Source organism: Salmonella sp. NW884, from assembly GCF_051700745.1.
In the GTDB taxonomy this organism is placed as follows: domain Bacteria; phylum Pseudomonadota; class Gammaproteobacteria; order Enterobacterales; family Enterobacteriaceae; genus Salmonella; species Salmonella enterica.
Window position 1 is genome coordinate 1 of record NZ_JAMMDE010000018.1, and the last position, 22850, is coordinate 22850.

Annotated in this window: 21 protein-coding genes and 1 pseudogene; 4 read left to right on the forward strand and 18 right to left on the reverse strand. The window is 52.7% G+C overall.

Annotation, left to right across the window (positions count from 1 at the left end):
• From NA197_RS22340 to mdh, 7 genes and pseudogenes are all read right to left on the reverse strand, one after another.
• Positions 1 to 93, reverse strand: a pseudogene (locus NA197_RS22340) (oxaloacetate decarboxylase subunit gamma); the annotation flags it as partial.
• Between the two features lie 156 nt (positions 94 to 249).
• Positions 250 to 867 (reverse strand): L(+)-tartrate dehydratase subunit beta, encoded by a 618-nt coding sequence (ttdB, locus tag NA197_RS22345; protein WP_000162405.1) that lies wholly within the window; start codon positions 865 to 867, stop codon positions 250 to 252.
• Positions 867 to 1766 carry a L(+)-tartrate dehydratase subunit alpha gene (ttdA, locus tag NA197_RS22350; protein WP_000045349.1) on the reverse strand — a complete coding sequence of 300 codons (900 nt, stop codon included), beginning with the start codon at positions 1764 to 1766 and terminating at the stop codon, positions 867 to 869. The genes ttdB and ttdA overlap by 1 nt, the downstream gene beginning before the upstream one ends.
• Before the next feature lie 32 nt (positions 1767 to 1798).
• On the reverse strand, positions 1799 to 3067 hold the full coding sequence (locus tag NA197_RS22355; RefSeq protein WP_000433390.1) for an SLC13 family permease: 1269 nt from the start codon (positions 3065 to 3067) through the stop codon (positions 1799 to 1801).
• A 210-nt stretch (positions 3068 to 3277) separates the two neighbouring features.
• A complete protein-coding gene (locus NA197_RS22360; RefSeq protein WP_001171581.1) occupies positions 3278 to 3943 on the reverse strand; it encodes a GntR family transcriptional regulator in 666 nt (221 codons plus the stop codon).
• The gene (locus NA197_RS22365) at positions 3930 to 4559 is read right to left on the reverse strand and encodes a GntR family transcriptional regulator (RefSeq protein ID WP_064043236.1); all 630 of its coding nucleotides are present in this window, start codon (positions 4557 to 4559) and stop codon (positions 3930 to 3932) included. The genes NA197_RS22360 and NA197_RS22365 overlap by 14 nt, the downstream gene beginning before the upstream one ends.
• A 119-nt stretch (positions 4560 to 4678) precedes the next feature.
• Entirely contained in the window at positions 4679 to 5617 is a 939-nt protein-coding gene (gene mdh, locus NA197_RS22370) for a malate dehydrogenase (RefSeq protein ID WP_000861586.1), read from the reverse strand.
• A 414-nt stretch (positions 5618 to 6031) separates the two neighbouring features.
• Between mdh and argR the strand changes: the two genes are divergently transcribed.
• The 3 genes from argR (at position 6032) to yhcN-B (ending at position 7500) form a co-directional block, all read left to right on the forward strand.
• Positions 6032 to 6502 carry a transcriptional regulator ArgR gene (gene argR / locus NA197_RS22375; protein WP_001257852.1) on the forward strand — a complete coding sequence of 157 codons (471 nt, stop codon included), beginning with the start codon at positions 6032 to 6034 and terminating at the stop codon, positions 6500 to 6502.
• Positions 6503 to 6866: 364 nt separating this feature from the next.
• Complete coding sequence (yhcN, locus tag NA197_RS22380; RefSeq protein ID WP_000695695.1) at positions 6867 to 7130, forward strand: peroxide/acid stress response protein YhcN; 264 nt, start codon at positions 6867 to 6869, stop codon at positions 7128 to 7130.
• Between the two features lie 103 nt (positions 7131 to 7233).
• Positions 7234 to 7500, forward strand: a complete 267-nt coding sequence (gene yhcN-B, locus NA197_RS22385; RefSeq protein WP_000853277.1) for a DUF1471 family stress response protein YhcN-B — start codon at positions 7234 to 7236, stop codon at positions 7498 to 7500.
• A gap of 59 nt (positions 7501 to 7559) precedes the next feature.
• Here the strand turns inward: yhcN-B and NA197_RS22390 are convergent, their stop codons facing one another.
• The 4 genes from NA197_RS22390 to aaeX all read right to left on the reverse strand — a co-directional run bounded on the left by NA197_RS22390 (position 7560) and on the right by aaeX (position 11120).
• Positions 7560 to 7832 (reverse strand): barstar family protein, encoded by a 273-nt coding sequence (locus tag NA197_RS22390; protein WP_001103887.1) that lies wholly within the window; start codon positions 7830 to 7832, stop codon positions 7560 to 7562.
• A gap of 171 nt (positions 7833 to 8003) precedes the next feature.
• Complete coding sequence (gene aaeB / locus NA197_RS22395; protein ID WP_000510913.1) at positions 8004 to 9971, reverse strand: p-hydroxybenzoic acid efflux pump subunit AaeB; 1968 nt, start codon at positions 9969 to 9971, stop codon at positions 8004 to 8006.
• Positions 9972 to 9976: 5 nt separating this feature from the next.
• Entirely contained in the window at positions 9977 to 10909 is a 933-nt protein-coding gene (gene aaeA / locus NA197_RS22400) for a p-hydroxybenzoic acid efflux pump subunit AaeA (protein ID WP_000855134.1), read from the reverse strand.
• 7 nt (positions 10910 to 10916) lie between these two features.
• The gene (gene aaeX / locus NA197_RS22405; RefSeq protein WP_000051840.1) at positions 10917 to 11120 is read right to left on the reverse strand and encodes a p-hydroxybenzoic acid efflux pump operon protein AaeX; all 204 of its coding nucleotides are present in this window, start codon (positions 11118 to 11120) and stop codon (positions 10917 to 10919) included.
• Positions 11121 to 11301: 181 nt separating this feature from the next.
• On the opposite strand from aaeX, the gene aaeR reads away from it, so the two are divergent.
• Positions 11302 to 12231: an HTH-type transcriptional activator AaeR gene (gene aaeR / locus NA197_RS22410; RefSeq protein ID WP_000440300.1), complete on the forward strand. Its 930-nt coding sequence runs from the start codon at positions 11302 to 11304 to the stop codon at positions 12229 to 12231.
• 122 nt (positions 12232 to 12353) lie between these two features.
• Here aaeR and tldD read toward each other — a convergent pair whose 3' ends face one another.
• The 7 genes from tldD to mreB form a co-directional block, all read right to left on the reverse strand.
• A complete protein-coding gene (gene tldD, locus NA197_RS22415) occupies positions 12354 to 13799 on the reverse strand; it encodes a metalloprotease TldD (RefSeq protein ID WP_000055930.1) in 1446 nt (481 codons plus the stop codon).
• 144 nt (positions 13800 to 13943) lie between these two features.
• Entirely contained in the window at positions 13944 to 17744 is a 3801-nt protein-coding gene (yhdP, locus tag NA197_RS22420) for an AsmA2 domain-containing protein YhdP (protein WP_001253500.1), read from the reverse strand.
• Between the two features lie 110 nt (positions 17745 to 17854).
• Positions 17855 to 19324 (reverse strand): ribonuclease G, encoded by a 1470-nt coding sequence (rng, locus tag NA197_RS22425; RefSeq protein ID WP_000123188.1) that lies wholly within the window; start codon positions 19322 to 19324, stop codon positions 17855 to 17857.
• Positions 19314 to 19907 (reverse strand): Maf family protein, encoded by a 594-nt coding sequence (locus NA197_RS22430; protein ID WP_000210309.1) that lies wholly within the window; start codon positions 19905 to 19907, stop codon positions 19314 to 19316. Before NA197_RS22430 ends, rng begins: the two co-directional genes overlap by 11 nt.
• Before the next feature lie 8 nt (positions 19908 to 19915).
• Complete coding sequence (gene mreD / locus NA197_RS22435) at positions 19916 to 20404, reverse strand: rod shape-determining protein MreD (protein ID WP_000179403.1); 489 nt, start codon at positions 20402 to 20404, stop codon at positions 19916 to 19918.
• 2 nt (positions 20405 to 20406) lie between these two features.
• On the reverse strand, positions 20407 to 21459 hold the full coding sequence (mreC, locus tag NA197_RS22440) for a rod shape-determining protein MreC (RefSeq protein WP_000802538.1): 1053 nt from the start codon (positions 21457 to 21459) through the stop codon (positions 20407 to 20409).
• 64 nt (positions 21460 to 21523) lie between these two features.
• On the reverse strand, positions 21524 to 22567 hold the full coding sequence (gene mreB, locus NA197_RS22445) for a rod shape-determining protein MreB (RefSeq protein WP_000913396.1): 1044 nt from the start codon (positions 22565 to 22567) through the stop codon (positions 21524 to 21526).
• Between the last annotated feature and the right edge of the window lie 283 nt (positions 22568 to 22850).

The window sequence follows — 22850 nt, forward strand, 5'->3', positions numbered from 1 at the left end:
GAAAATCAGCAGGAACAGAAACGCCAGCACGAACCCCATGCCGAGGAACATCAGGGTGAAGCCTTCACCTAATAGCAGAGCTGCATTAGTCATAAAATAGCCTTCAGGCAGGAGGCACGATAATGGGGCTATTTATGACGATAAAATAATAAGGGTGGATTTCCCTGAGCCGCCCCCGGCCAGAGCCCTTGGTTATTATTATCGTCATAACGTATTACCACCATTATCGTGCAATTTACGTAATCAGGTTTATTTGATGAAACTTACGTTCTGGCATATTTCATCAGCGACGATCTCTTTACGCTGATTAAAAATAATTTTGTTCTGTTCAAACAGATTATTCCCATGGGTATCAATAGAAACAATCAGCGGGCCAAACTCTTTAACCCGACAGACCCACAGCGTTTCCGGCATCCCCAGATCGCGCCATTGGGCATCTTCAATTTCTTCCACGCACACGGCGGCTACAACCGCACAACCGGCAGGGAATACGCAGTGCAGCGCTTTGTGTTCAGCACAGCCCTCTTCGGTACCTTTACCCATACCGCCTTTACCCACAATTAATTTCACGCCAGTCTGCGCAATAAATTCTTTTTCGAATTTCTCCATACGCATGCTGGTGGTTGGTCCAACGGAGACCATTTCAAACTTATCGTCTTCGCCTTTAATTGGGCGGACAATGGGGCCAGCGTGTAAAATAGCGCCGCCGCGAACATCTACCGGAAGTTCGCGACCACCTTCAATTAAACGGCGATGGGCTACGTCACGGCAGGTAACAATATGACCATTGAGATAAATAATATCGCCAGCCTTAATATCCGCTAAATCTTCATCTTTAATTGGCGTAGTCAGGATTTTTTTAGTCATCAGAAATTCACTCCGCTGTGAGACGTAATGGTGTAATTCAAATCTTTATCGAAAACGATATGCCCTTTACGGTGCGACCAGCAGCCGACGTTTACCGCCACGCCGATGGTAGAAGGATGACGCGCGGTGTTTTCAATGTTCACGCCCATAACGGAGGTATTACCGGACATCCCCTGCGGCCCCAGGCCAATTTTGTTAATGCCGTCTTCCAGCATTTTTTCCAGCGAGGCTGCACGCTCATTCTCGTTATGCGAACCGATCGGACGCATCAGCGCTTTTTTCGATAGCAGTGCCGCCGTTTCAACAGAGGTCGCTACGCCCACGCCAACCAGCAGCGGCGGACACGCGTTGAGGCCGTAGCTGGTCATCACATCCAGTACAAAGCGGGTCACACCTTCATAGCCTGCACCCGGCATCAGCACCATCGCTTTCCCCGGCAGAGAACAACCACCGCCCGCCATATAGGTATAAATGCTGCACTGATCGGAATTGGGAACGATCTCCCAGAAGACCGTCGGCGTACCTTTACCCACGTTTTTACCGGTGTTGTATTCATCAAAAGTTTCTACGCTGTTGTGGCGCAGCGGAGAATCTACAGTTGCTTTGATCACCGCCTCACGCAACAACGCTTCCAGCTCGCCAATCAGCGGAAAGTTCGTCCCGCACTCCACCAGAAACTGAATGACACCGGTGTCCTGGCAGGAAGGTCGATCCAGCTCTTTCGCCAGACGCTGGTTCTCAATCATGGTAGTAAAGATGACGTCGGCCAGTTTACTGGTCTCTTTCTTATGCAAATCTTCCAGTTTTGCAGTGACATCATCAGGCAAAACTTTGCCGGTATATCCCACAAACTTGGCCATAACGTCGGTCATATGGGATATCTGTTCACTTTTGCTCATAAATGCTCCTTAGTCAGAACAGCTTCCGTTAATTACGGATGAAAAGGGAAAAGGATTGGCAGCAGGATCAAGCTGACAATGGTTGAAACGATAATCAGGGGGATACCGGCCTTAGCGTAGTCGACAAATTTATAGCCACCCGCGGAGAGCACCATCATGTTGGCAGGCATACCGATAGGGGTTGCGTAGGCGCAGGAACCGCCAATGACCGTCGCCATCAGAACCGCACGCGGGTCGGCCCCCATGCCTGCGGCAATGGACAAACTCACCGGCACCAATAGCGCTGTCGTTGCGGTATTGGACATAAAGTTGGTCATCACAACGGATAAGGCGAAAACGGCGATCAGCAACATGAACGGTGAGGAGTTTTGCCCCAGCATGCCGATTACATAGTCCGCAACCAGCTTGCCTGCCCCGGTCATTTCCAGCGCTTTTGCCAGCGCCAGTGTGCCGCCAAAGATAAAAATAGTCTGTGAATCAATGGCTTTATAGGCCTGTTTTTCCGTGAGTACGCCGCTTACTACCAGCACAAGAGCGCCAATACAACCGGTCACGGCCAGGCTGACACCGATCTTTTTCTCAAAGATCATGCCGAGGATCGTTGCGATCAACACCACGAGTGAGAGCCGTTGTTTCCACTGTGGAACATGGCTGTAGTCACGTTGCTCCCCGACGCTCCCCACCTCACCGCCGGTCGCATTATTCGGCAGAAAGCGATAGCCAATAGTCAGGAAGTAGAGAATGCCGCAGATGAGCATCGGGAGACCGATTTTTGCGTATTCAAAAAAGCCAAAGCCGCCGCCAATATTCTGTAGCGCAGACTGCGCGATAAGATTTCCCGGCGCGCCAATTAACGACAGGTTACCGCCCAACGCAGCGGCGAAAACCAGCGGCATCAGTAGACGAGAACGCGAGAAGCCCGATTTTGCCGCCACGCCGATCACCACCGGAATCAAAACCGCAGCGGTACCGGTGTTAGAGAGGACGCCAGACATCAAACCCACCACCACCATAATGGTGAAGATCAGCTGTTTTTCTGTTTTCGCGAAGCGCGTGATGACGCCGCCCACTTTGTTTGCCATACCGGTCTCGAACAACGCGCCGCCCACGATAAACATCGCGACAAAGAGGATGACGTTAGTGTCGATAAAGCCAGCAAAGGCTTGTTTGATATTCAGAACGCCGGTGATCACTAAGGCCACGCAGACAATCATGGAAGTGACGGCTAGAGGCACTTTTTCCCATACAAACATGACGATAGCGAACACCAATAAACATAAGGTAAGGGTAATGGGTTCCATATTTATAATTATCCAATCAATGATATATGATATTGTATCCAATGTTGACAGGGAGAAATTATTCCCATACAAAAACTAAGTCAAATCGTTTCTCAGGAAAGATGCAGGAGTGAGATCTACATCAAGATCGTGGTTAGATCGTTACTGGACGTGATTAATAGAATTGAAGAATTGGTTGAAGCGCCTGCGATGCTCACGCAGGCGAAAAGATCAGGCAGAAGGGTCACCAACATAGCGGGTCAGCATATTCTCCATTGAGCGAATAATGTGTTCGCGCATGCGCTGGCGTGCCAATGTTTCATCATGAAGTTCAAGAGCTTGCAGAATACTTTTATGTTCCTGAATGGAAATCACGGCATACTCTTCTTCGGTGACCTTATGGCCCATCGACAGGCCGTTCCACATATTACAGAGCAACATTTTCATTTTTTCGTTGCCAGCAACATTCCATATTTCCATATGAAATGCCTGATTCAGGTCGGAGTATTCCGCCGAGTTATTTTCCGCGAGAGCCTTTTCAGCGGCATAATGCACCTGGGCTATCCGCGAGATATCGGTGCCAGGACGAGAAGCTTTAGCCACCGCCTCACTTTCTAACAGCGCGCGAATTTCATAGTGTTCACGGATCGTTTGTTCATTGATGCCCAACACCACCGCCCCTTTATTAGGGCGCACTTTTATCAGCCCATCCGCCGCCAGAATCTGAAACGCCTCGCGCACTGGCATACTGGACACGCCGACCATTCCGGCAATGCCTTCTAACGTAATCTCCTGCCCTTCCACTAACTCCCTCGAAAGAATCGCTTTACGCAGCACTGCCGCGACCTGTTCTTTCGCTGAAAGAAGCTTAATCTTCCCTAACTTAGGCTTCTGCACTTTCCCAATCCTTCATATGTTGACGCATTATTTCTGCTAAAGAGAGGAAATAACGCTGCATAACTTGCCCAATCTCATCACGCCGCCCCCGGCGTATGACGTCAGCCAGTTCAGCGAAAAGCTGCGCCGACTCCTGATTATCTTTTTTCAGATGCAAAATAACATAAGAGACATAACCGTCCAGGAACTGCTGATACACCTTTTCCAGATAGCGGTTATTCACATAAGAAATCAGCATCGCATGACACTCCAGTTCGCAGGATTTGTCTTCTGCGACAGCCAGCGCTTGCGCACGTATCAGGAGGGCATCGCCTACTTCGCTGGGTATCAGCGAAAACATTTCGGCGGCCATCGCGGCAATCACGCGAAAAATATGACTCACGCGATCGGCCTCAAGATGCGCGACCTGCATGTGCCTGTTGGGCAGTCGGATTAAAAAACCTTCCTGTTCGAGTGACTGTAGCGCTTCTCGAACCGGCATTCGTGAAAGACCGAGCTGCTCCGCAATACTTTCCTGCGCGAGTTCTTCTCCCGCTTTTATATTGCCGGAAAGAATTTCATAGCGAAGCATTTGCGTAATGTGATCGCGGGTTTGCGTTCTTTGGATCTTTTTCACGACGTTCTCGTTAATAACCGATAAGACGTGAGGAGTTTAGCAGATTTAGTACTTGATTTCGTGGCTTGTTTACAGTCAAAGAAGCCGGAGCAAAAGCCCCGGCATCGGGCAGGAACAGCTTATTTATTAATAAAATCTTCACCCAACTGAATATCTTTTTTCAGCGTATCCAGCATAGCGTCCAGCGAATGTTGCTCGAAAGCGCTCAGTGTGCCGATGGATTTACGCTCTTCTACACCGTTTTTACCCAGCAGCAGCGGCTGAGAGAAGAAACGGGCATACTGACCGTCGCCTTCCACATAGGCGCATTCCACCACGCCTTTTTCGCCCTGCAGAGCGCGAACCAGTGAAAGACCGAAACGCGCGGCAGCCTGACCCATAGAGAGGGTTGCCGATCCGCCGCCGGCTTTCGCCTCGACGACTTCAGTACCGGCGTTCTGAATACGTTTAGTCAGCTCAGCCGCTTCTTGTTCGGTAAAACTTACGCCTGGAATCTGCGACAGCAGCGGCAGAATCGTCACGCCGGAGTGTCCGCCAATCACCGGCACTTCAACTTCCGTTGGCAGCTTACCTTTCAGCTCTGCGACAAAGGTATTAGAGCGGATGATATCCAGCGTGGTAACGCCAAACAGTTTGTTTTTGTCGTATACGCCTGCTTTTTTCAGCACTTCCGCCGCAATCGCAACGGTGGTGTTCACCGGGTTGGTGATAATGCCCACGCACGCTTTCGGGCAGGTTTTAGCGATCTGCTGCACCAGGTTTTTCACGATGCCGGCGTTAACGTTAAACAGGTCGGAACGGTCCATACCCGGCTTACGCGCCACACCCGCAGAAATCAGTACTACGTCAGCGCCTTCAAGCGCCGGGGTTGCGTCTTCACCGGAGAAACCTTTGATTTTTACAGCGGTGGGGATGTGGCTCAAATCAACGGCCACACCGGGAGTCACTGGAGCGATGTCGTACAGGGAGAGTTCTGAACCTGAAGGCAGTTGGTTTTTTAAAAGTAATGCCAGCGCCTGACCGATACCACCAGCAGCGCCGAGGACTGCGACTTTCATCCTAAACTCCTTATTATATGATTAGCTAAGTGTCTATTGCTCCGCGGCGGCGACCTTAATTCACAAATTCAATGATTACAATCCTCACTCATCAAGAATGCGGAGTCGCGCAATTTTGGCTTTTATGCATTTAATTTGCGTAATCCGGATCGGCTGCAACCAGAGAGCAACGTTCCTACAGGTGATGACAATATACCCTACTATCCTCTCAAAACAACATCATTTTGATAACAATTAATTTACTTTTAATCTTATTTGCGAGGCGTGACACAGGCATGTTTCTTGATAACGAAATTTGATAAAATTCCGCTCTTTCATAACATTATTTCAGCCTTAAACAAGGCAGACTGTTTGCATAAAAATTCATCTGTATGCACAATAATGTTGTTTCTACCGCCATATTACGGGTGACTTATGCGAAGCTCGGCTAAACAAGAAGAACTAGTAAGAGCGTTTAAAGCGCTCCTCAAAGAAGAAAAATTCAGCTCACAGGGCGAAATCGTCCTCGCGTTGCAGGATCAGGGCTTTGAAAATATCAATCAGTCCAAGGTCTCGCGCATGTTGACTAAGTTCGGCGCAGTGCGTACACGTAACGCAAAAATGGAAATGGTGTACTGTCTTCCGGCTGAACTGGGCGTCCCAACAACATCCAGTCCGTTGAAAAATCTGGTGCTGGATATCGACTATAACGACGCTGTCGTGGTGATTCATACCAGCCCCGGCGCGGCACAACTCATTGCGCGCCTGCTGGATTCACTGGGGAAAGCAGAAGGTATTCTCGGCACGATTGCCGGCGACGATACTATCTTCACCACGCCTGCCAGCGGCTTTTCCGTAAGAGATCTGTACGAAGCCATTCTGGAACTTTTTGAACAAGAGCTTTAGTCCCACTTCCTCCGTCGTCGTACGGCGGAGGCACCTTTTTGTCCTCTCCCCTCGCCGCTTTCCTGTACGGCTGTCATTTGGCAAATCATGCCCTTAAACATTCACCACATGAATGATAAATCAAAAAAACGCACAAAATGTCAAATTTTTTAACCAATTGATTTTCTTTTGTTTTTTAAAAGGAAGCGGCGAAAAACAGCAATTTTAATTCCATAACGTTATAAAAAATAAAATTTTTAATGTCTTTAAAAAGCAGAAACAATTAGCGTGGTATTAATTAATCGCGTGATTAGTGTATACTTAATTTTGTGATGAGGGTCACGAAACAAAGACCCCAGTAAAGGAATTCGACGAGGTAAAAATCATGAAAATCAAAACCACTGTTGCAACATTAAGTGTTCTGTCCGTTCTCTCTTTTGGCGCTTTCGCCGCAGAACCTATCAGCGCAGAGCAAGCGCAAAATCGTGAAGCAATCGGATCGGTTTCAGTCAGCGCTATCGGCTCATCGCCTATGGATATGAACGCCATGCTGAGCAAAAAAGCGGATGAACAAGGCGCTACGGCCTACCACATTACCGAAGCGCGTAGCGGCAGCAACTGGCACGCCACTGCCGAACTGTACAAATAAAATTCACCTGCCATCGCATATAACGTGTCGTTACTTCGCGGAGATATCGCATAAGAAAAGCCCATTAATCCGCGAGGTTGACCCTATAAAGGAATAAAAGACCATGAAAACGAAATACATTATCGCATCACTCGGCCTGGCCACTCTGCTCTCTTTCGGCGCAAATGCCGCAGTACACCAGGTCAACGCGGAACAGGCGCAGAATCTGCAACCGATGGGCACCATTTCCGTCTCGCAGATTGGTAGTACGCCAATGGATATGCGCCAGGAGATCGTCGCTAAAGCCGAAAAAGCAGGCGCTAATAGCTATCGCATCATCGAATTAAAAGAAGGTGATAACTGGCACGCCACCGCCGAGTTGTATAAGTAAACCCTCGTCGTCTAACCCGACGACTTGCCCCCGCCTGTCGGGGGCTTTTTTATGCTTTTTCAATGCCGGACATTAAACCGTAGCCGCCCCTCCAGCTCTTCTTCCGCTTCATCAAAGAGTAAAATCAGCGCCCCGTAGCGCCTGCGCAGTTTATCAGGCAGGTGAACGAACTCAATCTCTAGCGGTAGAGGTAAGATATCGCTCATTACCGCATCCCATAATGTATCAAGATCGCTTACTTTCTCACTGGCAAGACCAAACGTCTGCGTAAACTCGCGATAAAAATCGCTTTGGTTTTTAATATCATTAAAATCAAAAGTATAGACATTCATAGCCAGCCACCATCCCCGACAGACAATTGTCTGTTTTACTACTAAGCATCATTATGCAGAGGTTTCACTTCCAGAAACGCTTTTAGCCCCGGAGCACTCTTGCGCTGTTTTTGTATCTCAAATAAGTATAGTCATAAAAAAACCGACGCTTTTGGCATCGGTTCTTGTGGGTTAGCTATCGGTAAGCGCGTTCTGGTATTTATGTAACATGCCCGTCAGGCGTTTAACCGGTTCCGTCACCTGTGGCGGCGCCTCCCAGATACGTAATTTCTCCTGATAGATATCCAGCTCATCCAGCAACTGACCAAAGTAGCGTCGCCGTTTATCATCGCTTCCGGCGGAAATAACATGGTCTGCGGTACGACGAAGCTGACGATGGAACACTGACAGATCCTCATTAACCGGTATCGGCGCGTCGCGCAGACGTTGATGAGCAATGATCATCGTTAGCGCCAGGCGAAACTTCGGCAAATCGCCTGGGAATTTATTCATCAGCAAAAAGAGTTGCTGATATAACGCAGGCAGACGGTTTTCTTTACGACGTACCACGTTGGTCGTCATTGCCGAGACCGCAGCGGAAACAAACTGATTAAGCAGCACGCGACCGGTTCGATCTTTGGATTTATCACGCACCAGCAGGATGACGATAAACGCCAGCATACAGCCGACAATTTGCCCCAACGCGCTGTCGAGAAACTGGCTGAAATGGAACGTCATCGGATTATCCAACACAATAATGTTAATCGTACTGGCCAGCGCCCCCATCGACCCCAGACGCCGTTTCTGGACCTCAATGCCGATAAAGAACCCCAATACCGCCAGGCTCAAACATAACAACAGCATACTTTGCTGCGTATTGGGAATAATCACCAGGAAATAGAGCAATCCCAGCGGCAACGCCGCCAGAGTGCCATAAATAAAATCAATGCAGACCATGCGCGGATTGGGTAAACGCATCGCCAGCGAGGTCACCACGGCAATCATCACCATCGCGCCATTACCCGATGTCCAGCCGGTCCATAGCCAGAATAATGTCCCCAGAATGCAGGAAAGCGTGGTGCGCCAGAAGTTCACCATCGCATGGTGGCGTTCAGCGGATTCCACTTTAACTACGGGCTCGCCTTGCAGGATCTCTTCTTCCGTCGCGCTGATTTTGGTGTTACTGATCACGCCGCGTTTAAGCAATAGATAGCGCGTCGCAGCGCCTACCCAGCTATAAAGCGTGACGGGCGTTTCGCGCTCGCCAGTCCAGACAATGACACGCCGCATCCGTTTTAACTGTCTGTGGACGTCCTGTACCGTTTCAACCGGCGTCTCGAACAGTTCCCGGAATGTATCGGTAATCAGTTCCGGCCGCGTGTTTTGAATAAGATAAGTTTCACAGGATTGCGTAATCAGCGTGAGCGAAAGCGTATTCAACGCTTTCAGGCGGCGGTTAGCGCGTACCCAGCGCGAAGATTCCATATTCAGATTACTTCGCATCCCCTCCAGCGCCGCCGTGCGTCGCACCAGATCGCCCCAGGCGTTGTCGACTTCTTCGCTGTCGCCATGCTTAATACAAAGTTGCATTAGCTGATATTGCGCTACCAGTAAACTGTCCAGTTCGCGATCAACCTCCTGCTTTATCGATCGCGGCGAGAAAAGCAGATCCGCTAAAATAGCGCAGCCAATGCCGATGACGATTTCGCTACAGCGTTCAAGCGCAAATTGCGGCGTGAGTAGCGGCTCCGTCTGAATGGTAATCACAATGATCAGCGCAGTATAACCTGACAGTCCCCACGCATAAGAGTTTTCGATCCGTACTAAAGAGGAGATCCAGGTACAAAAACCGGCCCAGACACAGCACACCAGAATCATCAATAGCGGCGCGCGGATCATAGAGATAATAATGATAAGCGCGGCGATACAGCCAATAAACGTCCCGATAATACGCAACATTCCGCGATAACGGATAGCGCCGGAATAGGGTTCCCCGCCGGCGGCAAATGCCGGGCCTGCCGCCACGATCGCGGCGGTCAGCACCGCCCAACGCGGCGTCTCCAGTTGAAAATGGAAGCCGATAAATAATGCCAGCACAATGGCGCACGCCAGCTTTACCGCAAAACGAATGTGCTGGTTGGCAATGGAGAAAATGCCCATGACGATTAACCGAATTCGCGCAGCCGGTGCGCCAGTTTACGGAAGAAGGAGTCCTGGCTTGCGTCACGATCCTGCTTACCGGTGATCACGACGGTTGCCGTCGTACCGGCAGGCCACAAATTCCCCTGCTGCTCGTCGAGCCGGATACGCACCGGGACACGCTGGGCCAGACGCACCCATTCGAGGTTAGAGTCTATCGTCGCCATCCCTTTCGCATCGCTGGTACTGCTGGCATTCGTTACCCCTGCCGCCACGCTATCGACGGTACCTTTTAATACCCGGTTGCTGCCAAGCGGCGTGATTTCGGCACGATATCCCGGACGCACGCCTTCCAGCTTGGTCTCTTCCATATAGGCCTGCACGTAAAAAGAGTTCTTTTTCACCAGGGCGACGGCTGTGGAACCGCGGGTAATAAATTCACCGGCATAAACATTGAGGTTAGTCACCCAGCCGTCGGCAGGCGCGCGAATGACGGTGCGTTCCAGATCGAGTTTAGCCAGATCGCGCGTCGCCTGGGCTTTAGCCAGTTGATGCAGTACCGTCTGCAAGACATTGTTCGCCTGATCGATCTCTTCCCGGGACATCGCCTGTACGCCGAGGCGATTACGGCGACCGGCTTCCTGGCGTTTTTCCTGCGCCAGTACCTGATAATAGGCTACATCAGCTTCCGCTTCCGCCAGCGCTTTTTGATAGCGTGGCTGATCGATGGTAAACAGGACCTGATCCTTTTTCACCAGTTGGTTATCATGCACGTTTACATGGGTAATCAGGCCCGCGACATCCGGGGCAATAGCGACGACATCGGCGCTAAAACGCGCGTCGCGCGTCCAGGGTGATTCGGTGTAATACACCCAGGCGCGGAAAATGGCGATAAAGGCCAGAATAACCAGTACGAGGGTAATGGCCGTACGGGAGAGTTTTCTTGTTAGTGTTTTCACTTCAACCTCAAACGAACAGGCGCGATATTAAATAAAACAGACAACAATACAGCGCGGTATTGAACAGAGCCGGATGCCAGACAAAATCATAGATACCCGTCGGCACAAGCATCCGACGCACCAGCCAAAAAATAGCCAGTGACAAAAGCAATTCGAAAAATATCGGTGGGAAGGAAAGACCAAACACCACGATAACGGGAAACAGACTCATGTTGACCTTGATTTCTGAGAGAGAGCAGGCGATAGATTGTTAAGCTACATCGCCGCAGAGAAGGGCAAGAGACGCCAGGCGAGAGCGACATAGCTCTTATTCGAATAATAGTATATTAACGTAATTGTTATGCTGTTATCTATATTATGTGATCTAAATCACTTTTAAGCCAGAGTGAATAATGGAACGATTAAAACGAATGTCGGTATTCGCCAAAGTTGTCGAGTTTGGCTCTTTTACCGCCGCAGCCAGACAGCTGCAAATGAGCGTATCGTCCATCAGCCAGACTGTGGCGAAACTGGAAGATGAGCTTCAGGTTAAATTGCTCAACCGCAGCACACGCAGCATTGGGCTCACCGAAGCTGGAAAAATCTATTATCAGGGCTGTCGGCGTATGTTGCATGAAGTGCAGGATGTTCATGAGCAGCTTTACGCTTTTAATAACACGCCCATCGGTACATTGCGTATCGGCTGTTCTTCAACCATGGCGCAAAATGTGCTGGCCGGGCTTACCGCAAAATTATTAAAAGAGTATCCCGGTCTGGCGGTCAATCTGGTGACAGGAATTCCGGCTCCGGATTTAATTGCCGACGGGCTGGACGTGGTGATCCGCGTGGGCGCGCTGCAAGACTCCAGCCTGTTTTCCCGTCGACTTGGCGCGATGCCGATGGTTGTGTGCGCCGCCAAGCCGTACCTCGCTCAGTACGGCGTCCCGGAAAAACCCGCCGATCTCAGTAGCCATTCCTGGCTGGAATATAGCGTGCGCCCGGATAATGAGTTTGAACTTATCGCGCCGGAAGGAATTTCTACCCGACTGATTCCACAGGGGCGGTTCGTCACTAACGATCCGATGACGCTGGTACGCTGGCTGACCGCCGGAACCGGAATCGCCTATGTGCCGCTGATGTGGGTGATCGATGAGATCAATCGTGGCGATCTGGAGATCCTGCTGCCTCGCTATCAGTCCGATCCTCGTCCGGTGTACGCGCTGTACACCGAAAAAGATAAGCTGCCGCTTAAAGTGCAGGTAGTGATTAACGCGTTAACTGACTATTTTGTCGATGTCGCACACCTGTTTCAGGGAATGCACGGGCGAGGGAAAGAAAAATAAAAACACCGGGTAATTGCGGAAGACGATTGTAGGTCAGATGCCACCCGACGCAGACATTGCCTGGTGGCGCTGCGCTTATCAGGCCTGGGCGGCACACACCACAGGCCTGATAAGGCGGACAGTTATGCGGTGCCGCCAACCGTCAGGTTATCGACTTTCAGCGTCGGCTGGCCTACGCCTACCGGCAGACTTTGACCCTCTTTACCGCAGACCCCCACCCCGTTATCCAGCTTAAGGTCGTTGCCGACCATGGAGATCTGTTGCATCGTTTCAATGCCTGATCCAATCAACGTCGCGCCCTTCACCGGCGTCGTGACTTTGCCGTTTTCAATCAGATACGCTTCCGAGGTAGAGAACACAAACTTGCCGGAGGTGATATCCACCTGACCGCCGCCAAAATTAGGCGCATAGATGCCGTATTCAACGGATTCGATAATTTCCTGCGGCGTTGACTGCCCCGCCAACATATAGGTATTCGTCATACGCGGCATCGGCAGATGCGCATAAGATTCGCGACGCCCGTTACCGGTCGGCGCAGCGCCCATCAGGCGCGCGTTCAGCTTGTCCTGCATGTATCCTTTCAGTACGCCATTTTCAATCAATACGTTGTACTGGCCTGGCGTACCTTCATCATCGATAGCAACGGAGCCGCGACGGTTCATCATTGTGCCGTCGTCCACTACGGTGCAAAGCGCGGAGGCAACCTGCTCGCCGATCTGACCGCTAAACACAGATGTCCCACGACGGTTAAAATCACCTTCCAGCCCGTGACCGACCGCTTCGTGCAGCAATACGCCCGGCCACCCGGCGCCCAGAACCACCGGTAACGTCCCCGCTGGCGCAGCGACCGCGGAGAGATTAACCAGCGCCATGCGTACCGCTTCTTTAGCCCACGCGTCGGCGCGAACCTCGCCGTCGAGATCGGCAAGAAAATACTCATAACCAAAGCGACCGCCGCCGCCGCTGGCGCCGCGCTCGCGTTTACCGTCTTCTTCCACCTGCACGCTAACGGACAACCGCACCAGTGGACGGACATCCGCCGCCAGCGTCCCGTCGGTCGCCGCCACGAGGATTAATTCATATACGCCGGTCAGGCTGGCGTTAACTTCCTGTACGCGTTTATCGGCTTCTCGCGCCGCTTTATCAACGCGTCTGAGGATATCCAGCTTCTCTTCGCGGCTCATACTTTGCAGCGGATCAAGGGTGGTGTAGAGCGGCTGATGCGCTACGGCGGCGAGCGTTTTTACCTTGCCTTCGCCGTTATCGCGTACAATGGTTCGCGCTGCCTGCGCACTCTGCTCCAGCGCGAGGAGGCTTATCTGGTCAGCATAAGCAAAACCGGTTTTTTCGCCGCTAATGGCGCGAACGCCAACGCCCTGGTCGATATTATATGAACCATCTTTAATGATGCGGTCTTCTAAAACCCAGGATTCGTGATAGCTCGACTGAAAATAGAGGTCGCCATAATCAAGACGGCGTTCGGCCAGTTGGCCCAAAATAGCGAACAGATCCTGATGGTTCAGGCCATTCGCCGCTAGCAATTGTTCACTTACCAGGTTCAGACTCATCGTTTTTGCTACTCGTTGATTTCTGCCGGATGGCGGTTCACGCCTTATCCGGACTACGTTGTTAGATTGTGCAAACCGGATAAACGCAGCGCCGTCCGGCATGACTATTTACTGAGAGTGGGGCAATTCCTCGCCCCCGTCAAATCATTGCTGGCTTTCTTTTCTCGGTTGGCGCAGAACTTCGTTGATCTGCGGCGCATCGACCGGACCGGTAATGCGATAACGCAAAATGGAGACCTTGCTCCATAGCGGCCCCAACACTTTACTGGCGGCAAATACCGCCGCGCCGACAATCGGGTTAACGGCAAACGCGGCGGCGACGCCCACGGTGGCGGAAATTTCCGGCGCGACAACGGCCTCCATATCAAGACGACGACGCACCAGATCAACAGAACCTTTCATTGCAATATCCGCTTCCAGCCCATCCACCAGCGTATCGTCAGTATGCAGGACGCCATCTTTAATCCACGCGGTACTATGAATAGAGTCGAAATAGAAGCCCTCGCTAAAGGTATCTCTGAAGTCAAACCGCAGCTTACGCAGCAACGCATCAAAACTGAGCAGCCGCAGTAGCTGTCCGGCATGACCGCTACTGAGATCAGTAAACTCGCCTTTGCCCAGACGCGTACGTAAAATCCCGTTGAGCGTGGCTTCATCAGGTTGCCAGGGCGGGTTTCGCCAGTGCAGATCGTAATCTACGTTAAAAGACGCGTTCTGGATTGGCGTCGAGATGCCGAAGAACCCGGCAGCCGTGTCGAGGTTACTACCATGCAGACTACCTTTCAGCGAGGTTCGTTCATTACCCGGCGCATTCACCCACTCGCCGTTCGCTTTCAAACGGGCGAATCCGGTATCGATCAGGCCATTCGCCAGAGTCAGCGTATTGCCTTTGATGGCGAAATCGCCATCAATACGCCCATATTTTTGCCCCCACAGCCAGCACTCTTCGCAGCGAAGCTGTAAGTCCGGCCAGCCGCGGAAGCTAATCGTGTTCGCCGAAGCCAACGGCGATGTCGGCGTTGGTGACGAGGCGTGCGTTTTTGCGACACCAGGGTTGTAATACAGGTACTTAATGTTCGCCAGCCACGGCGCATGGTTGCGCATGAGCAGCGTGGCGTTCACCTCACGGCCCTGCGCTTCAATTTTTGTTCCATTCAGCGAGGGGGCTGAAACGACGCTCAAATTGTTCCACTGCTGGCCGCCCAGCGATAGCGCGGGAGTACGCAACGTGACGCGTTGAGGAAACTCGGCCGAACTGCTCACGTTATCCGCCGCGCCTTTCTGGAATAACGCCAGCCATTGCGCGCCATCCAGCGCCGGCAGATTGAGCTCAACGCCTTGTTGAGCAGGCAATGGCGGAATCGTCCGGCTGTCCGTCGTCCAGATAGCCCGATCCAACGTCAGCTTCTGATTTAATAACCAGCGGCTGTTAAAGTGATTTTTACTCCCTGCGCTCCCCGTTAGCGCAAAACTTTTCAGGTTGCCGTCAGCCTGAATGTTCACCGGAATGGCTTCGCCTGCGGGTTTATTTAGCGGAGAAGGTAAGTGACTACTCACATTTCTCAGATCGCCGTTCAGCTCGATGTGATAAGTGGTGTCAGCGTGATACGGAAGATCGATGCCGACTTTACCATTCCACGTCACGCTGCCGCTCAGGGCATCATTCAGTTGCGGCGGTAAGACGCCCATACGCGTTGGCTGCCAGTTACCGTTCAGGTTGACGGCGACCTGATAGGCTTTTGCCCCTTCCGTCGTACTGAAATCCAGGTTCAGCGGCTGATTAAACCAGTTTGCCGTCAGCGGCCCGCTTTTTAGCGCGCCATTCACAAAGCTGAATTTACCGTTCAGATTTTTGAGCGTGCTGTTTAGCGGCTTAATAAACAGACTGTTATTACGCAACGAGACATCACCCTCAGCGGTAACCTGTTCGCCATCCAGCGGAATATCAAGATGTAAGCGAGCATTCACATCGCCATCTAATTGGAGCTCCGCCAGCGTCGAGCCAAGCGAGTCTTTTAGCGGCGTCTCGTCAAAATAAGGCCCAACGGCTTTTCCCGGCCCGTTAATATCGGCATCAATGAGCAGTTTCTCTTTGGAATAATCCGGAATCGCCGCCGCGAGTTTGCTGGCCTTCACCCCGCCCAAATCGACGCTATCCGAACGCATCCACAGACCGTCGTTCAGGAAATCCAGTTCAATGTTGAGATTTTTTAGCGCCGGCCAGTCGGGTTGAAAAGCAAACGTCGCATTGCGTAGCGGCACCAGTACTTCGAACTGACCTTCGTTATGCTTATAGGGAAAGAGGTGCGGGTTACCACCGTAAACCAACGTGGCGTTATCCGCCTCGCCGCCCTGAATCGCGCCGCTAAGGTAATCGACCAGCGCTTTGCCCATCAGGTTTTCCGGAAAATAGCGCCACGCCTGAGATCCATCGTCGGTACTGATTCCGGCCAGAATACCCAGCCACGGTTCGTCGCCCGTCGGTTGCAGATAGCGGAACCCGCCGCGCGCATGTACCGCCTTTGCTTTGACGTCAATGTCGCGGCCATCAAGCTGAAAGCCGTTCTCATTCTTCAACCAGCTAAGCGTCGCGACGCCGTTTTCAATTTCCAGCGGCGCGCGAAAAACGGTTTCATAGGGCATTTTAGCTTGCTGCATCGCAACCTTCATCTGCCCGTCTTCTACGCTTCCCGCCAGCGTACCGGAAAAATGTTCCGCGCCGGGCAACAGCTTCCACTGTTTCCAGGCAAGATTTTCCCACGATGCCTGAAAACGCGTTTTTTCGGTCGCCTGTAGCGGAATATCCAGCGCCAGTGTGGCGATCTTTCCGCTCGGCTGCGTAGCCTGCCATATTTCGCCCAGCACAGGCGACAGTTTAGCCGCCAGCGGACGTAATGCTTCCAGCCCCGCCAGTTCAAGATTACTGGCGCGAATGCGTAGTTCATCGCTACGTGTGTGATTCTCGCCGCCGACGTCCTGCTGCGGGAGCCAGGCCACGGTTAAGGCTCCGCTCGGCCAGGGTTTACCATCAAGCGTAATCCGTGTGTCCGGAATATAAAACTGCCAGCCCGGCTGCTCGCGGCTAATCTGCGCCGTCAGGTTATCGACAGACAGCGTGTGCGTCGTGTTATCGCCCAGCCAGCTTGCGCCGCCCTGTTTCAGCCAGACGTCTCCTCCGGCGATTTCGCCTTTACTGAGCGTCATCCAGCCTTCCAGACTGAAACGCGCCGTCTGGAGCGCCACATTATCCTGCATCCATTTGCCCAGCCACGGCTTGACGTCAATATCGTCGGCCTGTAACCAGACTCTGCCGTTATTTAGCAAACCGTCGTCATCGCGTAAATCCATCCGCACCTGCATCACGCCGTGCTGCCCGGTCAGGCTGGAGAGACTGACCTCGCCTTCGGCGCGGTGCCGCTCTTTGCCGTTTAGCCAGGTAAGTTGTGGGATCGCCAGCTCTGCGCGTTGTCCGGAAAGCGTCAGAAAACTGATTTGGCTATCGCGCAGATCGAAATGATCGAACTGCCGCAGGAAAAGATCGCTTAAACGGCTGGTTTCGATGCCTTCGCCGTCGCTGCTTTGAAGAGGCGTGTTGGTGCGGAAATTGAGTTGCCAGAAGGTCAGGTCGCGAAACTGCCAGCGCATATGCAACAGGCTTTGCCAGACGTCCAGCGCCAGCGTAACGCGTTTTATCGACAGTTCGCCGCCATCTTTCAGGGCGGCATGAATATTATGCGCTTCCAGCGTAGGGCCAAAATTTTGCCAGCTTGCGGAGAGTTGGCTGGCGGCCACCGGCACGCCGGTCACAGACTCAATCTTATTCAGGATAGCTGGACGCCAGGCGTCAAGATGAGGCAACGCCAGGCGCAGCCCGCTAACCAGCAGCGCTGCAATGACGATGAGCGCGGCTCCAGTGAGCAATAAAATCCCCGGCAATCGCCTCACGCGTCTCTCCTTGTCTGCCAAAAAATACGACTCACACCCCTTGAGGATATATTGCCGGATGGCGGCGCTTGCGCCTTATCCGGCCTACATGCGCTGGTACTATTACTCAATTACATCATTACGACGTCAAACTGCTCCTGGTTATAAAGCGGTTCGACCTGAACTTTAACCTGTTTGCCGACAAAGATTTCGACTTCCGCCAGCGCGTGTGATTCTTCGCCTTTCAGCGCTTCCGCCACCGCAGGAGAAGCATAAACCAGGAAGCGATCGGAGTCATAAGCGTGATGAACACGTACAATTTCACGCATGATCTCATAGCAGACGGTTTCCACCGTTTTTACCGTCCCGCGGCCATGACAGGTTGGACATTCGTTACAAAGCACATGTTCCACGCTTTCACGAGTCCGTTTACGGGTCATTTCCACCAGTCCCAGCGGCGAAAAACCGTTAATACTGGTTTTCACGCGATCCTTACTTAACGCCTGTTCCAGCGAATGCAGCACCCGACGGCGATGATCTTCATTATTCATGTCGATAAAATCGATAATGATAATGCCGCCCAGATTACGTAGGCGTAGCTGGCGGGCAATGGCCTGAGTCGCTTCAATATTGGTATTAAAAATGGTGTCGTCGAGATTACGGTGTCCGACAAACGCGCCGGTATTGATATCTACCGTCGTCATCGCTTCGGTTTGGTCGATAATCAGATAACCGCCGGACTTGAGTTCAACCTTACGCTCCAGCGCGCGCTGGATCTCATTTTCCACGTCATAAAGATCGAAGATCGGCTGATGGCCACTGTAATGCTCCAGCTTACTGGTCATTTCCGGGATGTATTCTGCGGTAAACTCCAGCAGCGACTCATAGGTCAGACGTGAGTCGACGCGAATTCGGTCCAACTGCGCATCGGCGAAATCGCGCAGCACGCGCTGCGCCAGCGCCAGTTCGCCATACATCTGGTAGCGCGTTTGCGGACGCTTTTTGCGCTCCATGACTTTCGTCCAGACGCGCTTGAGATAGGCGGCGTCAGACGCGAGATCCTCTTCACACACGCCTTCCGCCGCGGTACGGATAATAAACCCGCCCTGTTCGTCGCAGTATTCCGCCACCACCTTTTTCAGGCGCTCGCGTTCACTTTCGCTTTCGATGCGCTGGGAAACGCCAACGTGTGACGCGCCGGGCATAAAAACAAGGTAACGGGAGGGCAACGTGATGTCCGTGGTCAAACGCGCGCCTTTCGTGCCGAGCGGATCTTTCACTACCTGCACCATCAGATCCTGTCCCTGACGCACCAGTTCGGAGATATCGCGCACGGTAAACTGTTTTTGCTCGTCGCCCGCCACGCATTCGGTATGCGGCATAATGTCGGAAGCGTGAAGAAATGCGGCTTTATCCAGCCCAATATCTACAAAAGCCGCCTGCATACCTGGAAGTACACGACTTACACGACCTTTGTAGATATTGCCTACGATTCCGCGTCGCGCTTCGCGCTCAATATGGATTTCCTGAAGAATACCGCCATCAATGTACGCCACGCGCGTTTCCGATGGCGTTACGTTTACCAACAATTCAGCCGTCATGTTTATCCCTTTTATCACGCAGTGCGTTAAAATGACTCAACAACTCATACGTTTCAACCAGCGGTAAGCCGACCACGGCGTGATAGCTGCCATTTATCTTCCTGACAAAACAGCCACCCCGCCCCTGAATACCGTATGCACCTGCTTTATCTAAAGGCTCGCCGCTGGCGACATAGCCAGTAATATCCTGCGCAGAAAGCGTGCGGAAAGTCACCTCCGTTACCACCAGACAATTCAGCGTCTGCTGCGAGTCCGCAAGCGCAACAGCAGTCATCACCTGATGCGTATTTCCGGAAAGCAAACGCAGCATTTCTGCGGCATGAGCGGCGTCGCGCGGCTTTTCCAGCACCTCGCCGTTTAACACGACTATCGTATCCGCGCCCAACACCGGCAGATCACGGGGAACCAGCGCCACGCCAGCCTGCGCCTTTTCGCGCGCCAGCCGAACAACATACTGCTGCGCGCTTTCCTGAGCACGCCGTTGCTCTTCAATACCAGGCACGACCTGCTCGAATGAAAATCCAAGTTGAGTCAATAATTCCTGGCGACGCGGGGAACCGGAAGCAAGATACAGAGTTGTCATATCGACCTTTATTGCACAGCAAACTGCTGGCGTACTTTACGCATCAGCAAAAAGAGCCAGGGCCACAGCACGCCATTGACTACACTACTCCAGAACACTTCCGGTCTGAAAGAGACGTTGATCACTAAAAACTCGGCCCAGAAAACAATAATGTCCACGGCCAGTGAAAGCAACATTACCACCAGCGCCTGCTGCCAGAGCGCCAGGTTACGGAAGAGCTGGAATTTCAGAGCGACCAGATAGGCGACAATACTCATCGACAGAGCGCGCACGCCAAGTGTGGAACCGCTGATGAGATCAAGTATGGCACCCATCACAAATCCCGTCCCCACATTTACGCGGTGCGGCAGGGCCAGAATCCAGTACAGTAAGATGAGCAAAACCCAGTTTGGCCGGAAAACAATGATGTCGTCCGGCCAGGGCATGATTTGCAGCAACAGCGCAATAAGAAACGAGAGCCAGATAACCCAGCGCCCCTGGCTACGATAGCTCGCCACCATTACCCTCCCGGCGCACGCGCAGGCGGCGTGGTCGCGCCCGAAGGCGATGGTTGCGTTGATACCGGCGCAGTCTGGCCCGCAGATGGCTGAGTAATCCCCGTCGCCGGGTCCGGCACTGGCGCCGGCGGCCCCATCGCATCCGGAGAAGGCAACACCTGCGGCATCATCTGCATCAGGCGCTCATTGGCGACGCGGTGAACCTCTTCCGGCGTCATCGGATTGGCGCCGTTACGATCGGCTCCCCACAACAGCAGCAGATAGCGTAAACGCTGCAAACCCGCGGTTGGACGTGCCTGAATGACGGTATAGGCGCGCTGAGTGTCCAGCTTGACGGAGGAGACCACCGCCACCGGATACCCTTCCGGGAAACGCCCGCCAAGTCCGGACGTTACCAGCACATCGCCAACGCGAATATCGGTATTGGCGGGCAGATGTTCAAGCTGAAGATCGTCAGTACAGCCGTTACCGGCGGCAATCACGCGGATGTCATTGCGCAGTACCTGAATCGGCAGCGCATGAGTCGCATCGCAAATCAGCAACACGCGGCTGGTCAGTTTCGCCACGGCGACAACCTGTCCTACGACGCCTTTGTCGCTAATGACCGGTTGACCTTCATATACGCCATTAACGCTGCCTTTATCGATAACGACCTGATCGCTGTAAGGATCGTTAACCGTTGAAATAACCTGCGTCACCATTTTCTGCTCGTCCTGACGCAGCGGCGACCCCAGCAGCTCGCGCAACCGCGCGTTCTCCTGTTTGTACTGCCCCAGCATCAGCAGGTCGCTGTTTTTTAGCAGTAATTCCTGGCGCAGCGCCCGGTTTTCCAGCTCAAGCTGGTCGCGAGAAGCCAGCGTTTGCGACACGCTGTCGAGCAGTTCACGAGGGCCGTTTGAAATAAAATAGAAAGGACTGACGGCAGTGTCCATGTACGTTCGGATTTGACTGAACGTCCCCAGGCGGCTGTCGGCAATGATAACGCCGAGCGCCACCAGCACCGCCAGAATAAGGCGAATCTGTAGCGACGGGCCACGGCTAAAAATTGGCTTCATAGGCTATGCGTATTCTCGCGTCGGAGAGGCAGGACAATCCAGGGATAATCCTGCCCGTATCCAACTACTCTTCGCTGAACAGGTCGCCGCCGTGCATATCGATCATTTCCAGCGCCTTGCCGCCGCCGCGCGCCACACAGGTCAGCGGATCTTCAGCAACCACGACAGGAATGCCCGTCTCTTCCATTAACAGACGGTCAAGGTTACGCAGCAGCGCGCCGCCGCCGGTGAGCACCATACCGCGCTCGGAGATGTCTGACGCCAGCTCTGGCGGACACTGCTCCAGCGCCACCATTACCGCGCTGACGATACCGGTCAACGGTTCCTGCAACGCTTCCAGAATCTCGTTTGAGTTCAGGGTAAAGCCGCGTGGAACGCCTTCCGCCAGGTTACGGCCACGCACTTCGATCTCGCGGACTTCGTCGCCCGGATAAGCGGAACCGATTTCGTGTTTAATACGTTCTGCGGTGGCTTCACCAATCAGAGAGCCGTAGTTACGACGAACGTAATTAATGATGGCTTCGTCGAAGCGGTCACCACCAATACGGACAGAAGAAGAGTAAACCACGCCGTTCAGGGAGATCACGGCAACTTCAGTGGTACCACCACCGATATCCACAACCATTGAACCGGTTGCTTCAGAAACTGGCAGACCTGCGCCGATCGCGGCCGCCATCGGCTCTTCGATCAAAAAGACTTCACGGGCGCCTGCGCCCTGAGCGGATTCACGAATCGCGCGGCGTTCTACCTGCGTCGCGCCGACCGGCACGCATACCAGTACGCGCGGGCTTGGGCGCATAAAGCTGTTGCTGTGCACTTGTTTAATAAAGTGCTGGAGCATTTTTTCGGTCACAAAGAAGTCAGCGATAACGCCGTCTTTCATCGGACGGATCGCAGCGATATTGCCCGGCGTACGGCCCAGCATCTGCTTCGCATCATGACCGACTGCAGCCACGCTTTTCGGCGAACCGGCACGATCCTGACGAATGGCCACAACGGAAGGCTCATTCAATACGATGCCTTGTCCTTTTACATAAATGAGGGTATTCGCGGTACCCAGGTCAATGGACAGGTCATTGGAAAACATGCCACGAAATTTTTTCAACATACTAAGGGATAATCCTGAAAGCTGGGGCGGAAAACAAAATCCGCTTACTTTACCAACCACACGCAGCAGCGACAAGGCGCAAAAATCATCTGCTACGGTGAAAATTAGTGCAGTTCGTTTCCTTTGTTACAAATCTCGGCCTGAGTCCCTCAGGGCTGAAAAAATCAGCAGCAATCCTCGCCTTCGTTTGCAACCTGTCAAAGGTCATTCACCTGCATATTTGCTGCAACAATCTGGCGAGCAGACAAGCACACCCCCATGAGGCGCAGCGCGCGTTATTCTA

What these genes read in the sequence shown, in the direction of transcription:
- ttdA (WP_000045349.1), bottom strand. Translation starts at nt 1,766, where the DNA reads ATGAGCAAAAGTGAACAGATATCCCATATGACCGACGTTATGGCCAAG.
- argR (WP_001257852.1), top strand. Translation starts at nt 6,032, where the DNA reads ATGCGAAGCTCGGCTAAACAAGAAGAACTAGTAAGAGCGTTTAAAGCG.
- rng (WP_000123188.1), bottom strand. Translation starts at nt 19,324, where the DNA reads ATGACGGCTGAATTGTTGGTAAACGTAACGCCATCGGAAACGCGCGTG.
- mreC (WP_000802538.1), bottom strand. Translation starts at nt 21,459, where the DNA reads ATGAAGCCAATTTTTAGCCGTGGCCCGTCGCTACAGATTCGCCTTATT.
- aaeR (WP_000440300.1), top strand. Translation starts at nt 11,302, where the DNA reads ATGGAACGATTAAAACGAATGTCGGTATTCGCCAAAGTTGTCGAGTTT.
- mdh (WP_000861586.1), bottom strand. Translation starts at nt 5,617, where the DNA reads ATGAAAGTCGCAGTCCTCGGCGCTGCTGGTGGTATCGGTCAGGCGCTG.
- NA197_RS22390 (WP_001103887.1), bottom strand. Translation starts at nt 7,832, where the DNA reads ATGAATGTCTATACTTTTGATTTTAATGATATTAAAAACCAAAGCGAT.
- yhcN (WP_000695695.1), top strand. Translation starts at nt 6,867, where the DNA reads ATGAAAATCAAAACCACTGTTGCAACATTAAGTGTTCTGTCCGTTCTC.
- tldD (WP_000055930.1), bottom strand. Translation starts at nt 13,799, where the DNA reads ATGAGTCTGAACCTGGTAAGTGAACAATTGCTAGCGGCGAATGGCCTG.
- NA197_RS22430 (WP_000210309.1), bottom strand. Translation starts at nt 19,907, where the DNA reads ATGACAACTCTGTATCTTGCTTCCGGTTCCCCGCGTCGCCAGGAATTA.
- aaeX (WP_000051840.1), bottom strand. Translation starts at nt 11,120, where the DNA reads ATGAGTCTGTTTCCCGTTATCGTGGTGTTTGGTCTTTCCTTCCCACCG.
- yhcN-B (WP_000853277.1), top strand. Translation starts at nt 7,234, where the DNA reads ATGAAAACGAAATACATTATCGCATCACTCGGCCTGGCCACTCTGCTC.
- aaeB (WP_000510913.1), bottom strand. Translation starts at nt 9,971, where the DNA reads ATGGGCATTTTCTCCATTGCCAACCAGCACATTCGTTTTGCGGTAAAG.
- mreB (WP_000913396.1), bottom strand. Translation starts at nt 22,567, where the DNA reads ATGTTGAAAAAATTTCGTGGCATGTTTTCCAATGACCTGTCCATTGAC.
- ttdB (WP_000162405.1), bottom strand. Translation starts at nt 867, where the DNA reads ATGACTAAAAAAATCCTGACTACGCCAATTAAAGATGAAGATTTAGCG.
- NA197_RS22355 (WP_000433390.1), bottom strand. Translation starts at nt 3,067, where the DNA reads ATGGAACCCATTACCCTTACCTTATGTTTATTGGTGTTCGCTATCGTC.